The sequence below is a fragment of the Aeromonas sp. 95A genome, assembly GCF_051919235.1.
Classification (GTDB): domain Bacteria; phylum Pseudomonadota; class Gammaproteobacteria; order Enterobacterales; family Aeromonadaceae; genus Aeromonas; species Aeromonas veronii.
Window position 1 is genome coordinate 2,448,110 of sequence record NZ_JBQBFC010000001.1, and the last position, 14,146, is coordinate 2,462,255.

The 14,146-nt window shown below is 61.8% G+C and carries 13 protein-coding genes and 1 riboswitch; of the genes, 2 read left to right on the top strand and 11 right to left on the bottom strand.

What is annotated here, in order from left to right:
• The 10 genes from ACTG2U_RS11035 to ACTG2U_RS11080 form a co-directional block, all read right to left on the bottom strand.
• On the bottom strand, positions 1–606 hold the full coding sequence (locus tag ACTG2U_RS11035) for a peroxidase (protein WP_439974470.1): 606 nt from the start codon (positions 604–606) through the stop codon (positions 1–3).
• 395 nt (positions 607–1,001) lie between these two features.
• A complete protein-coding gene (thiH, locus tag ACTG2U_RS11040) occupies positions 1,002–2,222 on the bottom strand; it encodes a 2-iminoacetate synthase ThiH (protein WP_439974471.1) in 1,221 nt (406 codons plus the stop codon).
• 35 nt (positions 2,223–2,257) lie between these two features.
• Positions 2,258–3,025 carry a thiazole synthase gene (locus ACTG2U_RS11045; protein WP_179902695.1) on the bottom strand — a complete coding sequence of 256 codons (768 nt, stop codon included), beginning with the start codon at positions 3,023–3,025 and terminating at the stop codon, positions 2,258–2,260.
• Between the two features lies 1 nt (position 3,026).
• Complete coding sequence (thiS, locus tag ACTG2U_RS11050; RefSeq protein WP_069555221.1) at positions 3,027–3,233, bottom strand: sulfur carrier protein ThiS; 207 nt, start codon at positions 3,231–3,233, stop codon at positions 3,027–3,029.
• Entirely contained in the window at positions 3,230–4,024 is a 795-nt protein-coding gene (locus ACTG2U_RS11055) for a HesA/MoeB/ThiF family protein (protein WP_439974472.1), read from the bottom strand. The genes thiS and ACTG2U_RS11055 overlap by 4 nt, the downstream gene beginning before the upstream one ends.
• The gene (gene thiE, locus ACTG2U_RS11060) at positions 4,014–5,621 is read right to left on the bottom strand and encodes a thiamine phosphate synthase (RefSeq protein WP_439974473.1); all 1,608 of its coding nucleotides are present in this window, start codon (positions 5,619–5,621) and stop codon (positions 4,014–4,016) included. Before thiE ends, ACTG2U_RS11055 begins: the two co-directional genes overlap by 11 nt.
• Positions 5,618–7,609, bottom strand: a complete 1,992-nt coding sequence (gene thiC, locus ACTG2U_RS11065) for a phosphomethylpyrimidine synthase ThiC (RefSeq protein ID WP_439974474.1) — start codon at positions 7,607–7,609, stop codon at positions 5,618–5,620. Before thiC ends, thiE begins: the two co-directional genes overlap by 4 nt.
• Before the next feature lie 279 nt (positions 7,610–7,888).
• A riboswitch (TPP riboswitch) is annotated at positions 7,889–8,001 on the bottom strand.
• A gap of 252 nt (positions 8,002–8,253) precedes the next feature.
• Positions 8,254–9,717, bottom strand: coding sequence for an aerolysin AerA (aerA, locus tag ACTG2U_RS11070; RefSeq protein WP_439975121.1), 1,464 nt, complete (start codon positions 9,715–9,717; stop codon positions 8,254–8,256).
• Between the two features lie 260 nt (positions 9,718–9,977).
• Entirely contained in the window at positions 9,978–10,463 is a 486-nt protein-coding gene (locus ACTG2U_RS11075; RefSeq protein WP_439974475.1) for a hypothetical protein, read from the bottom strand.
• Between the two features lie 86 nt (positions 10,464–10,549).
• A complete protein-coding gene (locus ACTG2U_RS11080) occupies positions 10,550–10,972 on the bottom strand; it encodes a hypothetical protein (protein ID WP_005340092.1) in 423 nt (140 codons plus the stop codon).
• 88 nt (positions 10,973–11,060) lie between these two features.
• On the opposite strand from ACTG2U_RS11080, the gene ACTG2U_RS11085 reads away from it, so the two are divergent.
• Both ACTG2U_RS11085 and ACTG2U_RS11090 read left to right on the top strand, forming a co-directional pair.
• The gene (locus tag ACTG2U_RS11085; RefSeq protein ID WP_058054173.1) at positions 11,061–11,729 is read left to right on the top strand and encodes a response regulator transcription factor; all 669 of its coding nucleotides are present in this window, start codon (positions 11,061–11,063) and stop codon (positions 11,727–11,729) included.
• Entirely contained in the window at positions 11,726–13,000 is a 1,275-nt protein-coding gene (locus ACTG2U_RS11090) for a sensor histidine kinase (RefSeq protein ID WP_439974476.1), read from the top strand. Before ACTG2U_RS11085 ends, ACTG2U_RS11090 begins: the two co-directional genes overlap by 4 nt.
• Positions 13,001–13,054: 54 nt before the next feature.
• On the opposite strand, the gene rimK is transcribed toward ACTG2U_RS11090, so the two are convergent.
• Positions 13,055–13,951 carry a 30S ribosomal protein S6--L-glutamate ligase gene (rimK, locus tag ACTG2U_RS11095; RefSeq protein WP_005340088.1) on the bottom strand — a complete coding sequence of 299 codons (897 nt, stop codon included), beginning with the start codon at positions 13,949–13,951 and terminating at the stop codon, positions 13,055–13,057.
• Positions 13,952–14,146: the final 195 nt, after the last annotated feature.

Genomic DNA, 14,146 nt, shown 5'->3' on the forward strand with positions numbered 1-14,146 from the left:
CTAACCATTGTCACTATCCTCCACTTTTTTGATTTTTCTCTTGATGGAGATTGATGCTTTATCAGTTTTAATAGGCTCAGGAAGGTCTTCGTTAATAAGACCCATAGCTGTTACACGCTCATCAAGTGCAATTTCCCAACAGGAAACTTGAACACTATTCTGAAAACCGGCAAACGTGACTCGTTCTACATAGCGAAACTCATCTACTTCGATGGCAAAAAACCAAAGCACAGTTGCGGCATCCCCAATCTCTGGGGGCAATAGCGACATTTGTTTCATCGCTTCAACAGAAGGAATTAATCTGCGTTCCTCTGGGGAAGATGGTCTCCCACGATATAGCCGAACGGGAACAGAACCAACAGAGAAGGTAAATTTTCCATCCGGTTTGACAATTCCAAGCCATGGCCATCCCGCATTATCTGCAGCCGCACGAATAATTCTGTTACGCGAGCACTCATACGCTCTCATACCTGTCGCACGGGCAGTATCACCAAGCTCATCATCATGCCTGTCAATAACATCATCTCTGACATCTCGGATAAGAGATGCAAGTCGTTTTAGTCGCTCTTGTGATAATGCCGGATTTAATTCCCACGGTTTTTGCATACTTAGAGATCCTCTAACAAGGAGTTGGTGTAGCCCAGAAGGGTGCTCGGTGAAATGTCCTTGCATGATCTTGCGCTTTCCTTGATTTGTCAAGCTGCCGAGAAAATGTCATCTCATTTTTGATTGTTCAACATCGATGGCCTACAGAGGAACTGGAAGCCCTTTTATGTTCCTAAACCCAGCTCAAAATCGGGCATAGGGTGGATAAGGCAGCCCCTCGCACAGAGTTCCATTCACCCACCGCTATTTTTACGCCAGCAACACAATGCCAACGACCATTGTTACACCAGAGAGATAATCCTGTGGCCGCACACAAAGCAAAACGGCAAGCAGTGGCGAGGAGCTGCCCCTCCGATCTGCTTGCCACAGTCTGTTATCACTGGGGATACGCCTCTTTAGCGACCCAAGAAGGGTTCCCAATCTTTAAACACCGGCTGCAACCCCGCCTGCCGCACGGCGGCGGCCACTTCCCCCACCGGGCGGTCGTCGTGGATGGCGAACTGCTCCAGCTCCTCTGAATCCCCCTCGGCATAGCCACCCGGCTGGGTGCGCGACTCGGCCGACATCTGGGTGATGCCAAGGCGCACCGCACCGTTACGAAAGGTGGCGGACTCGCGGGTGGATAGGGACAAGTCCAGAGTCGGCGAGAAGAGGCGCCAGGCGCTGATAAGCTGGGCCAGCTGGCGATCCGACATGACCACGGCAGGCTCCAGCCCGCCGGTGCAGGGGCGCAGGCGCGGGAAGGAGAGGGAATAGCGGCTCTGCCAGTGGTGGCGCTCAAGCCAGCTCAGGTGCTCGGCGACAAAGTAGCTGTCGGCGCGCCAGTCCGAGGAGAGGCCGATCAGCGCCCCCAATCCGATCTTGTCGATACCGGCACGGCCAAGGCGGTCTGGCGTGGCGAGGCGCCATGCGATGTCCCGCTTGTTGCCACGCAGATGGTGGCGGGCGTAGGTGGGGGCGTGGTAGGTCTCCTGATAGACCATGACGGCGTCGAGGCCGAGGCTCTTCAGCTCGGCATATTCGGCCTGCGAGAGGGGCTGCACCTCCATCCCTACCGTGCTGAAGTGGCGGCGGATGATGGGCATCATCTCGCGAAAATAGGCGAGCCCCACCTTGTGCTCGTGCTCGCCGGTCACCAGCAGCACGCTGTCAAAACCGCGTGCCTTGATGGCCAGACACTCGCGCTCAATCTCCTCTGCATTCAAGGTCTTGCGCTTGAGGCGGTTGCTCATGGAGAAGCCGCAGTAGGTGCAGTCGTTGGCGCAGAGGTTCGACAGATAGAGCGGCACATAGAAGCCGATGGTGTTGCCAAAGCGCTGGCGGGTCAGCCGCTCGGCCTCGACCGCCATCTGCGGCAGATACGCCTCGGCGGCTGGCGAGATCAGCGCCATAAAATCGGCCAGGGTGCGGCGCGGTGCGCTCAGGGCGCGGGCCACATCGGCGGCAGTTTTGGCGCGGATCTGCATGCCGATATCGTCCCACTCCATTTCCTGCCAACGGTCGAGAAAGGAGGGCTCCTTAGCCCTTACACCCAGTGCCCTCACCCCCAGCCCCTCTCCCAGAGGGAGAGGGGGGCTAAACACATCAGCCTCGGGAGAAACCGAGAAAGAGGACATGGCCATTGGCTCTTGCCCCGAGCCAGCATCATGACTCATAACGCCCCCAGAAAATCGGTGAGCGGGCTGGAGGCTTGCGCCTGCAGGGCGCGGGCGCCAAGCCCCGCCTCATAGGCGCTGCGACCAGCAGTGCAGGCCAGCGCAAAGGCGCGGCCCATGGCGACCGGGTCGCCGCTCACCGCGATGGCAGTGTTGACCAGCACGGCATCGGCGCCCAGTTCAAAGGCGGCGGCGGCGTGGCTCGGCGCACCGATGCCCGCATCCACCACCACAGGCACATTGGCCTGCTCGACGATGATGGCGAGAAACTCCCGGGTCACCAGCCCCTGATTGGAACCGATGGGCGCACCGAGCGGCATCACGGCGGCGCAGCCCACCTCTTCGAGCCGTTTGCAGAGCACCGGGTCGGCGCCGCAGTAGGGCAGCACCACAAAGCCCTCTTTCACCAGCTGCTCGGCGGCTTTCAGCGTCTCGATGGGATCGGGCAGCAGATAGCGCGGATCGGGGTGGATCTCCAGCTTCAGCCAGTTCGTCCCCAGCGCCTCGCGGGCGAGGTGGGCGGCAAACACTGCCTCGGCGGCGGTCTTGGCGCCTGAGGTGTTGGGCAGAAGCTTGACCCCGAGTTGCAACAAGGGGCTCAGGATATCGTCGTGGGCCTTGCCGGGTTCAAGCCGCTTGATGGCCATGGTGATCAGTTGGGAGCCGCTCGCCTCGATGGCGGCAGCCATCAGGTCAGGGCGGGCAAACTTGCCGGTGCCGGTAAAGAGGCGCGAAGAGAAAGTGTGATCGGCAATGGTCAGCATGTCAGCCTCCGGCAATGGCGGTAAAGAGGTGAAGTTCGTCCCCGTCATTGAGACGGGTCTCGGCCCAGCGGCCACGGGGCAGCACGGCGCCGTTGAGAGCCACCGCTACGCCCTGTGGATTAACGTCTTGCGCCGCCAGCAGGTCGGCCACGCTCTGCCCTGCCGTCAGAGGCTGCGCTTTATCGTTGAGTCGGATGGTGAGGGTCATGGGGTGATCTCCTTATCGTGTGTCGGGCATCGGCGCTGTCCGCAAACCGGGCAATCGGGATCCGGGGCCAGAGTGAGGGTCTGCCACTGATGGGTCAAAGCATCGAAACGGCGCAATGTGCCGGCGACCGGGCTCGGCATCCCGAGCAGCAGTTTCAGTGCCTCCAGCGCCTGCAAAGAGCCCATCACTCCGACCAGCGGGCCGGTGACGCCGCTGGTCTCGCAGCTCTGGGCGAGCTTGGTATCCAGCGGATAGAGGCAGGCGTAGCAGGCGTGCTCACTGCTGGTTCGCGCCATCAGCTGCCCCTGCCAACCCACTGCGGCGGCAGAGATCCAGGGCTTGCCCTGAGCCACGCAGGCGGCGTTGATGGTCTGGCGGGTGGCGAGGTTGTCGCAGCAGTCGATCACCAGATCTACCTCGGCCACAAACTCCGGCAGGCTGGCGGCATCGAGCCGCTGGTTGATGGCGATCAGCTCCACCAGCGGGTTGTGGGCCGCCAACCGCTCGCGGGCCAGCTCCGCCTTGGAGTGGTTGACCGCCTCGCTATCGAACAGGATCTGGCGCGGCAGATTGCTGGAATCGACGGTATCGCCATCGGCCAGCCACAAGGTGCCCACCCCGGCCCCGGCCAGATAGAGGGCCAGCGGCGAGCCGAGCCCGCCCAAGCCCACGATCAACACGGATTTATCCTTGAGCCGCGCCTGCCCCGCCTCGCCCACTTCCGCCAGCATCAGCTGACGGCCGTATCTCAGATACTCTTGGTCACTAAGAGACGCACCATCAGAGCGCATGTTCAGCCTCCCGTATAACGGTGGCCGAGCGCGGCTCATCACCCGCCCCCACGGCAGCAAGCAGCCGCTCGGTCGCCCCCTGCCAGTCGTCGCTGGCCGTGATGGCCGAGACCAGCGCGATACTGCCCACCCCGCTTGCCTTGACCGCCGCCACCCGCTCCTCGCTGATGCCGCCGATGGCCACCGTCGGCCACTCCGCCATCAGGACGCGGTAGCGGTGCAGCCGCACCAGCCCCTGCGGGCGCGAAGGCATCGCCTTGGTGTTGGTCGGGAAGATATGACCCAGCGCCATATAGGAGGGGGCCAGCTCGCGGGCCCGCATCAGCTCGAAGTAGCCGTGGGTTGAGATGCCAAGGCGCAGCCCGGCCGCCTGAATGGCGGCGAGATCCGCCGTCTCCATGTCCTCCTGCCCCAGATGCACGCCCCAGGCTCCCGCCTCGATGGCCTGCTGCCAGTAGTCGTTGATAAAGAGCCGCGCCCCATAACGGCGACCAAGCTCTACCGCATCACGAATGGCCGGTGCCACCTCTGCGGCAGGCAGATTCTTGATCCGCAGCTGGATTGTCTTGACCCCCTGTCCCAGCAGGCGGCGCAGCCACTTGACCGAATCCACCACCGGATAGAGACCGAGGTTGGGTTCGGTCGACGCGAAGGGGCCCTGCGGCAGGCGGGCGCTGCTTGTCTCATAAAGCCCGAAACGACGGTCGAGGGCAGACCCTGCCAGCACGGCACGGGGGAAGTGAGCAAGATCGGCTGGCCAGCCAAGATGGGCGATGGGCCCAGGGCCTGCGCCCACTCCTTGCGCCGCCGCCAAGCCCTGTTGCAGGTAGGCACGCGCCAGGGTGATTGCGTCCTCCACCGGATAATCCTGCGCCACCACGGCGGCGATGGCGCTGGCGTAGCAGCAACCGGTGCCGTGGCCATGGCGGGTATTCAGGCGCGGCGCGGCGAGCCAGAATTCGCGGGTCTCATCCTGGTAGTAGTCCAGACACAGCTCCCCGCTCCAGCCCAGATGGCCGCCCTTGACCAGCACGGCACGGACGCCGAGTTCGCGCAGCCGCTGGGCGGCGAAGCGCACCAGCACAGGACTGGTCGCGGGAATGCCGGTCAGGGCTTCCAGCTCGGGGCCGTTGGGGGTGATGAGCGACAGACGTGGCAACAGCTGCTCGCGCACCGCCTCCAGCATATTGGGCTCCGCCATCGGGGTGCCGGTGCTGGCGATGGCCACCGGATCGTAGACCACAAAGGGGGCCTCGATGGCCGCCAGTCGGCGGGCCAGCACCTCCACATGGAGCCGGGTCGGCAGCAGGCCGATCTTGATGGCGGCGGGCGGCAGATCGACGCCAAGGGCGTCGATCTGGGCGGTGAAGGTCTGCATCAGCACGGGGTCGACCATCTTCACCGCCACCGAGTTCTGGGCGGTAATGGCGGAGATGACCGAGCAGCCGTGCACGCCGAGGTCGTGCAATGTGTGCAAGTCGGCCTGAATGCCGGCACCGCCGCCGGAGTCGGAACCGGCGATGGTCCAGACCACAGGCAGCGAGTCGGTCACGGGCGACAAGTCGGCGGGGCTGACAGCCCCGCTTGCGCTGCTCACGCCTCCTCCCCTGCGGCCTGTTTGAGTGCCGCCGCCTGATGGTAGATCTCGCCACCGGTCTCCTTGAAGGTCTCAGCCATGCGGGCCATGCCGCTCTCCACCTGAGCCACTACCTGCTCCTGCTGGCCATCCATGCCGACCAGCTTGATCTCCACGGCTTCCAGCTTCGCCGCGTAGTCACGCACGTCCTGGGTGATCTTCATGGAGCAGAACTTGGGCCCGCACATGGAGCAGAAGTGAGCCACCTTGCCGGACTCCTGCGGCAGGGTTTCGTCGTGGTAGGCACGGGCGGTGTCGGGGTCGAGGGCCAGATTGAACTGATCCTCCCAGCGGAACTCGAAGCGCGCCTTGGACATGGCGTTGTCGCGGATCTGGGCGCCCGGGTGACCCTTGGCCAGATCGGCGGCGTGGGCGGCGATCTTGTAGGTAATCAGCCCCTGCTTCACATCCTCCTTGTTGGGCAGCCCCAGATGCTCCTTGGGGGTGACGTAGCAGAGCATGGCGCAGCCGTACCAGCCGATGAGCGCGGCACCGATGCCGGAGGTGAAGTGATCGTAACCCGGCGCGATGTCGGTGGTGAGCGGGCCCAGCGTATAGAAAGGCGCCTCGTGGCAGTGCTCCAGCTGCTCGGTCATGTTGCGCTCGATCATGTGCATCGGCACGTGACCCGGCCCCTCGATCATCACCTGCACGTCGTACTCCCACGCGATCTTGGTCAGCTCACCCAGGGTGCGCAGCTCGGCGAACTGGGCCTCGTCGTTGGCGTCATAGACGGAGCCCGGACGCAGACCGTCGCCCAGCGACAACGCCACGTCATAGGCGGCGCAGATCTCGCAGATCTCGCGGAAGTGCTGGTAGAGGAAGTTCTCCTTGTGGTGCGACAGGCACCACTTGGCCATGATGCTGCCGCCGCGCGACACGATGCCGGTGAGGCGCTTGGCGGTCATCGGCACGAAGCGCAGCAAGACGCCGGCGTGGATGGTGAAGTAGTCCACCCCCTGCTCGGCCTGCTCCAGCAGGGTGTCGCGGAACAGCTCCCAGGTGAGCTCTTCGGCAATGCCGTTGGTCTTCTCCAGCGCCTGATAGATGGGCACGGTACCGATGGGCACCGGGCTGTTGCGCAAGATCCACTCGCGGGTCTCGTGGATGTAGCGGCCGGTGGAGAGATCCATCACAGTGTCGGCGCCCCAGCGGGTCGACCAGACCAGCTTCTCCACCTCCTCTTCGATGCTGGAGGTGACCGCCGAGTTGCCGATGTTGGCGTTGATCTTCACCAGAAAATTGCGGCCGATGATCATGGGCTCCGCTTCCGGGTGGTTGATGTTGCTGGGGATGATGGCGCGACCGGCGGCCACCTCATCGCGCACAAATTCGGGGGTGATGTTCTGGGGCAAACGGGCACCGAAATCGCGGCCCGGATGCTGGGTGCGCAGGAGCTCGGATCGCACCCGCTCGCGGCCCATGTTCTCGCGAATGGCGATAAATTCCATCTCGGGGGTGACGATGCCAGCGCGGGCGTAGTGGAGCTGGGTCACCCGGCGGCCCGGCTTGGCACGGCGCGGCTTTGGCAGATGTTCGAAGCGCAGGTGGTCGAGCCCCTCGTCCGCCAGACGCTCCTGAGTGAAGGTGGAGCTGAGCCCCGGCAGTTCGTCGGTATCATCCCGCTCCAGCACCCAGTTTTCCCGCAGGCGCGGCAGGCCGTGGCGCACGTCGATGGCGACCCCCTCCTCCCCGTAACGGCCCGAGGTGTCGTAGACCGGCACCGGCTCGTTGGGCTCGAACCGGGGATCTTCTTTGGTGCCGCCGACGAAGGTGTCGGCCAGCTGGATCTCCCGCAGGGGAACACGAATATCGGGGCGGGAGCCTTCGATAAAGATGCGACGGGAGTTGGGATGAGCCATCCCTTTGAGGCTGTCGATAAAGGCCTGAGCGCTGGAGCGCTGCTCGCGGCGGCTGGATTTATTGGTATCAGATACAGAAGTAGACATAGCAAAACTCACATTAACTGGTTGAAGTTATGGGTGTTTGCTTGTCTGGAGTTCGAGGAGAAGATGAACTTGCGGCGGGGTGTTTATCTCGGGAGGGAGTGCGCGCGGGATGGATCTCCGCGCTGCTGTTCTGTCGCTTCCCGCTCTCTGCACTCTGTGAGCAAGGCCCCCACGTGCTGGACAACCGGACGGGACAGACTCCCTCCTGTGCGCCCTGACCCATCAGGGTTACCCCTTCGATGAGCGGAAGAGGCTTGTTCCTCCTCCGGCGCGGTAACCCGCAAGTTTACCCTTGTTCCCTTCGCAGGTTTTAACCTGATCAGGTTCCACGGATCCCGAATTAACGGTCTCAGCTTCGCGTCGTTCGACGGTCAGCACTCCGACAAGATGGCGCCAGTATAAGGGGGAAAATCTAAAGCACAAGCCGTTAACAATCTGGCCAACACGCCTCTTTCAACAAATGAGTGAACGATGCCTCGCTCACGGGGCCACCCCAACTACAGGTCAAACCTGCGTAGGCATCACCTTGGCAAGCCATAGCTTCCTGTTGTGATCATTCAGGGACAAGAGGAGAAAAAGAGGGAAAATCGAGGGGCGCAGGGCAAACAGAAACAGGCCCCTATGAAAGGGGCCTGCGAGTGAGGTTATTGAACCGGAACTATGGTCAGGGATACGTTGCCAAAGCCTTCGTTGGCAAGGGCCTCGCTGTCCAGATCCACACCGGTAAGCGCCACCTCATCGGCAGAGGCACTGCGCAACTGGGCAGACTTCGCGGAACGGGTCTGGGGCTGACCGATTTCGATATCACCGGCAAACTGGCTCTCGGCATAGAAGTCACCGGTCACCGCCGAACGGATCGGGCGCAGCACACGACCCAGGTTATTCTGCATGGTCGACAAACCATACTCGCTGATGGTCCAGTTCCAGTCCCACCACTTCACTTCACCCGGGATATAACGCTTGTCCCACTGGTAACGGATGCTGCTCGCCTTGTCGCGGAACGGGCCGACGGCAAAGGTGTGCTCCCAGGTCGGACGATTATCAGGATGGGTATACCAGGCATTGCCGCCCCAACGCAGGAAGCCCTTCATGGTCAGGTCATAATTGACCTCGGCCTTGAACTCGTAGGGGTAGGAGATGTTGGACTTGTAGAGGGCAACCCGCACCGGCAGGCTGGAGTGAGGTGGCACCGTGGGGCGCGCTTCAACCGAGACAGTCTCGGTGGTCGAGCCCCCGTGTTGGGAAGCCCAGCTCTGGCTCGCGGCGATCTCTATGGCCAGTTCGGTTTCCCCCACCAGCGGCCACTGAAACTTGTTCTTGGTGGTCACCTTCTCGCTCAGGCTGTAGGTGTCGGTCTTCGACCAGTTGGTGGCCTTGTCGTACTTCAGGGTCACCACCACCTGCTGGGGCAGATCCGTGTAGTTGGTCGCATTGGCCGTGATGGTCTTGACCAGCTGCTTGCCGCTCTCGGTGACCTGACCATGGCTGAAGGAGTCGGGTTCCAGGGTATATGAGAAGTTGCTTACCTTGATGGAACTCTTCTCCCCACAACGATATCCGGAGCAGCCGCCGTCATTATTTCCCTTTATCAGCCAGCCATCGCCAACCCGGGTAACATCCATATCTTCCCCGACATAGGGGCTATGATTTCCACCCACCCAGGCGTATCCCAAATAATGGGCGAGATAACTGACTGGCTTGATAAAATAATCATTGTCGTGGACAAGCCGCCATTGCACATCGACCTCATCACCCGCCGGAATATTCCAGTCAGAGAGTGTTGGTATTTCTCCGGAAACCGGTGAATTGGGATAGCACCAGGTTTCTCCGGCAGTGCCCTGTTTGATTTCACCATTATATCCCGGCCCCATAATCACCCAGCGATCAGCCAGCCCGGTTATCTGCCACTGCCCCATGCGGCTGACCAGATTACCCTTGATACTCATGGCTTCATCGCGGGTCAGAGGACGGTAACCACTGGCACAGACGCCCGTGCCAAGGCCCGCCCACTTGACCTGATCAGGGTAGACAGGTTCAGCCGCCTGCACCTGAGCGAGCATCAATGAAGACGCCAAAAACGCCAGATTGGCGGTAATTATTCTATTCATCATTTATCCCTCTTTCAGACATACGATAATTGTTATTGTGTAGAAATATCCTTTTTCATTTGACAGGTATGGACTCCGACAAAACCTGACACAAATAAAATAAACCACCAAAAAACATCCATGACAAACAAAATAATGGTGGTATAAGAAAATAATTAGAGTGATGACTTTATTGAGAAATAAATCATAAATATTGTGGCAGCCATTATTTAATGGCTGCCACAATATGGTGAAACCATATTAAATAAGAAGATGCTGAATTACTCTTCCGGATTGATCACTTCAATTCCCTGCAATATTCCATCCGCCGAACGGATCAATACCAGCTCGCTCCCGGCGTGCAGATCGGCGACCGAGCCGTTGACCCAGCGCACCTGCGGATTGAGTAGCACAGTGCCCAGGGTGGCCAGCGTGAGCTGCCGGTCATCGAAGGATTGCAGGCGATCTTGCGCCCGCTGCCAAGGCTGATTGGCCAGCGGAGCTCTGGCGGCCAGCAACTCGATCCGGGTGGCAACGCCATCGGCCACCAGCAGGGCGAGCTGGTCGCCGGGTTTTAGTGGCTGTGGCCAAATCTCCCCCAGTCGCCAGACGGCGGCACTGCCCAGCTCCACTTCGGCCCCCTGAAATTGCAGGCGGATGCCATCGCTGTGCTCCAGCTCCACCAGCCACAATTCGTCGGCTCCCGCCTGCGCCGCCCAGAGCGGCAGACCCAGCATCCATGCACACCACTTTCTCGATTGTTCCATCTTCGTTCGTCCCTGAACAAAAAGCCCATGCTGGACAAGCATGGGCTTCATTCGGGAGCATTTCTAATCGGAACGCAGAGATCGGATCAGTCATCCTCGCGGCAACGGCTCAGGCGCATGCCGTCAAACTTGCACTCCAGCTCCAGCCAGCGCCCTTCAAACGGCGCCAGACTGTTGTCAGAGGTGGTGTAGCCCCAGATCCGCCCCCCTTCCACCGGCCCCTCCAGATCCATCTCGTCCTTGTCATCTTCGTCGAGGGCTTCGACCTTGCGTACATAGCGCACGCCGTTCTCCACCACCCCCTTCATCTCGACCCAGGTACCGCCGAGATCATCCTCGTTGAGCCAATCCTTGAAGCGGGTCTGGTCGTCGATCACGAACGGCATGCCGTTGACCATCAACTGGCCAAGCTGCCAGGTGGTGCGGCCGGTCAGTTTGAATTCGGTCGCCTGTGCGGTGCCAAGTGGCAACAAGATCAGCAACAGGAGGGCGCAGAGAGACTTCTTCATCAGGGATCCTCGGGGTTACACTGGCAAACAGGATGCCGAATCCGGTGTGAAAAGAGCGTGAAACGCTCGCCAACCAGGAGAGCAAAGCATGAAGATTTTGGTAGTGGAAGACAATCCTCAGGTGGCGGAAACCATCATGGATTATCTGGAGCTGGCCGGTCACCGCCTCGATTGTGCCTATCACGGTCAGGCGGCGCTGCAACTGCTGGAGGAGCAGCGTTTCGACGTCATCATCATGGATGTGATGATGCCGCGCCTCGATGGCCTCAGCACAGTAGCGCGCCTGCGCGAGCAGGGGATTGCCACTCCCGTGCTGTTTCTCACCGCCCGCGACAGCCTGGAGGACAAGCTGGCGGGGTTCAAGGCCGGTGGCGACGACTATCTGGTCAAGCCGTTCGCCATGGAGGAGCTGGAGGTACGGCTGCAAGCTCTGAGCCTGCGTGGCCCGCGCGGCGATGTGGGGGCCATCAGCTTTGGCGATCTGACGGTCGATGTCGCCAGCGGCCGCGCCACCCGCGCCGGTGAGCCCCTCAAGCTCGGCAAGATCCCGTTCCGGATCCTCGCCCTGCTGGCCCGCCGCGCCCCTGCCATCGTCAGCCGTCAGGAGGTGCTCGACACCGTCTGGGGGGATGAGGAGCCCGACTCCGATGCCCTGCGCAGCCATATCTACGCCCTGCGCAACGCGCTCGACAAGCCCTTCCCCACTCCCATGCTGGAGACCCTGCACGGCCAGGGCTACCGACTGGTGAACGCATGAACCTGCCGAGCCTGCGCCGCCGCCTGATCATGGCGCTCGGCGGCGCCGGGGTGGTGCTGCTGATCCTGCTCTCCGGCCTGATGCTGGTGGCCGAGGACAAGATGGAGGAGCTGAGCCTGCGCCACTGGCTGGAAGCCGAAGTAACCCGCTACAGCGATGACTGGCTGCGACTCGGCCCGGCCGCCGCTGCCCCGAGCCCCAGACAGTTCTCCAGCTACTGGACCGAAGCGGGCCGCCTGCCGAAATGGCTGAAGCCCTACCAGACCCCCGGCTTTTTCGAGCACCAGCTGGGCAAGGAGGACAAACACTTTCTGGTGGCCCGTCACCCCTCCGGCGAGGGACTGCTCTATCTGGTCTTCAACGACGACGCCGACGACTACCTCGACCCCTACGAAGACAAGCTGCATCTGGCCACCCGACTGATCGGGCTGGCGCTGCTGCTCGCCTGCCTCGGCTTCGGCATCTGGCTGGTGCGCCATATCACAGGGCCGCTGCAACGGCTGCAACAGAGGGTCGCCCACCTCACCCCGGATCAGGCGGATTTCGAGCCCGATGCCCCCTGGCAGGAGCTGCGGGATATCGAGCTGGCGCTGCTGGCCGGCAAGCAGGAGGTTAGCGCAGTGTTCGCTCGCGAGCAGGAGTTCAGCCGCTTCGCCAGCCACGAGCTACGCACCCCCAACATGGTGATCCAGGGCTCGGCGGCCCTGCTCGGCAAGGTGACGGACTTGCCCGCACCGGCCGCCCGCGCCACCACCCGCATCCGCGCCGCCGCCGACGAGATGGCGCTGCTCACCGAGACATTCCTGCTACTGGGCCGCAAGGAGGCTGTGGAGCGACCGCTGCAACAGGTCACCCCGCTGATCCGTCAGGAGCTGGCCCGCCTAGCCCCACTGTTGCAGCGGGAGGCGCTCGATATCCGGCTTAATCTGGACGAGAGCAGCGAAGTAAACGCCCCCCTCTCCCTGCTCGCCATCGCCCTCGGCAACCTGCTGAAAAATGCCCTGAGCTATGCCGAGGGACATATCGACATCGAGCTGTGCGGCCCGGTGCTCACCATCAGCAACCCGACGGCGGCGGCACCGGATCAGATCCTCGGCTACGGCTGTGGCCTCACCATCATCCAGCGCATCTGCGAGAAGCTGGGCTGGCAGATCGACACCCGGCTCGAGGATGGCGTATTTAGCGCCCGGCTGGCGATGATCACTGCCGAACAGTTCCCTCTCCCTTTGGGAGAGGGCAAGGGTGAGGGAACTGCGGCACCAGCCAGATAGCAACAAGGCGCCCGATGGCGCCCTGTTGTTATCTGATAGCTGCAAGCCCGAGGCTCACTCCGCCGGTTTGTTCTTGCGGCTCGCCTTGAGTTCGAGGAACTCGATAATCTTGCCGGCCACATCCTTACCGGAGGCGGCTTCCACCCCTTGCAGGCCGGGGGAGGAGTTGACCTCCAGCACCAGCGGGCCACGGGCGCTACGCAGGATATCCACCCCCGCTACATCCAGCCCCATGATCTTGGCGGCCTGCACGGCAGTCGCGCGCTCTTCCGGGGTGATCTTGATCGCCTCGGCGGTGCCGCCACGGTGCAGGTTGGAGCGAAACTCCCCCGGCTGGGCCTGACGGCGCATGGCGGCAACCACCTTGCCGTTGACCACCAGACAGCGGATGTCGGCGCCATTGGCCTCGCGGATATACTCCTGCACCAGAATGTTGTTGTTGGTCTGGATAAAGGCCTCGATCACGCTCTCGGCGGCTTTCTGGGTCTCGCACAGCACCACGCCAATCCCCTGGGTTCCCTCCAGCAGCTTCACCACCAACGGCGCCCCGCCCACCATGGTGATGAGGTCGGGCACGTCGTGGGTGCTGTGGGCATAGCCGGTGATGGGCAGGCCGATGCCGTGGCGGGAGAGCAGTTGCATCGCCCGCAGCTTGTCGCGGGAACGGCTGATGGCCACCGAGCTGTTGAGGGCCATGGTGTTCATCATCTCGAACTGACGCAGCACGGCGGTGCCGTAGGCGGTAATGCTGGCCCCGATCCGGGGGATCACGGCGTCATAACTTCCCAGCTCCCCACCCTCGTAGTGAATGGAGGGGTTGTGGGAAGCGATATTCATATAGCAGCGCAGGGTGTCGAGCACCTCTACCTGATGACCGCGCGCCTGCGCCACCTCGACCAGACGGCGGGTGGAGTAGTTTTTCGGCTCACGGGATAAAATGGCGATCTTCATGACAATTCCGCTAGAAGGCTATGCCTGGGCAGGATGGGGCGGGAGAGTATAAGGTGCCACAGCGCCAAGACAACGCCAATTGTTTATCCTGACAACAAGACAAACCACACCAAACCGCACGCTACCACATCACTGTGACCAACAGGTTAAACGGCGGCTCTGCGCAGGTTGTTCAACCCGAGCAAGGATGCCGCC

What these genes read in the sequence shown, in the direction of transcription:
- ACTG2U_RS11080 (WP_005340092.1), bottom strand. Translation starts at nt 10,972, where the DNA reads ATGAAGAAGTCTCTCTGCGCCCTCCTGTTGCTGATCTTGTTGCCACTT.
- thiC (WP_439974474.1), bottom strand. Translation starts at nt 7,609, where the DNA reads ATGTCTACTTCTGTATCTGATACCAATAAATCCAGCCGCCGCGAGCAG.
- ACTG2U_RS11075 (WP_439974475.1), bottom strand. Translation starts at nt 10,463, where the DNA reads ATGGAACAATCGAGAAAGTGGTGTGCATGGATGCTGGGTCTGCCGCTC.
- thiH (WP_439974471.1), bottom strand. Translation starts at nt 2,222, where the DNA reads ATGTCCTCTTTCTCGGTTTCTCCCGAGGCTGATGTGTTTAGCCCCCCT.
- thiS (WP_069555221.1), bottom strand. Translation starts at nt 3,233, where the DNA reads ATGACCCTCACCATCCGACTCAACGATAAAGCGCAGCCTCTGACGGCA.
- ACTG2U_RS11045 (WP_179902695.1), bottom strand. Translation starts at nt 3,025, where the DNA reads ATGCTGACCATTGCCGATCACACTTTCTCTTCGCGCCTCTTTACCGGC.
- ACTG2U_RS11035 (WP_439974470.1), bottom strand. Translation starts at nt 606, where the DNA reads ATGCAAAAACCGTGGGAATTAAATCCGGCATTATCACAAGAGCGACTA.
- rimK (WP_005340088.1), bottom strand. Translation starts at nt 13,951, where the DNA reads ATGAAGATCGCCATTTTATCCCGTGAGCCGAAAAACTACTCCACCCGC.
- ACTG2U_RS11085 (WP_058054173.1), top strand. Translation starts at nt 11,061, where the DNA reads ATGAAGATTTTGGTAGTGGAAGACAATCCTCAGGTGGCGGAAACCATC.
- ACTG2U_RS11055 (WP_439974472.1), bottom strand. Translation starts at nt 4,024, where the DNA reads ATGCGCTCTGATGGTGCGTCTCTTAGTGACCAAGAGTATCTGAGATAC.
- aerA (WP_439975121.1), bottom strand. Translation starts at nt 9,717, where the DNA reads ATGAATAGAATAATTACCGCCAATCTGGCGTTTTTGGCGTCTTCATTG.
- ACTG2U_RS11090 (WP_439974476.1), top strand. Translation starts at nt 11,726, where the DNA reads ATGAACCTGCCGAGCCTGCGCCGCCGCCTGATCATGGCGCTCGGCGGC.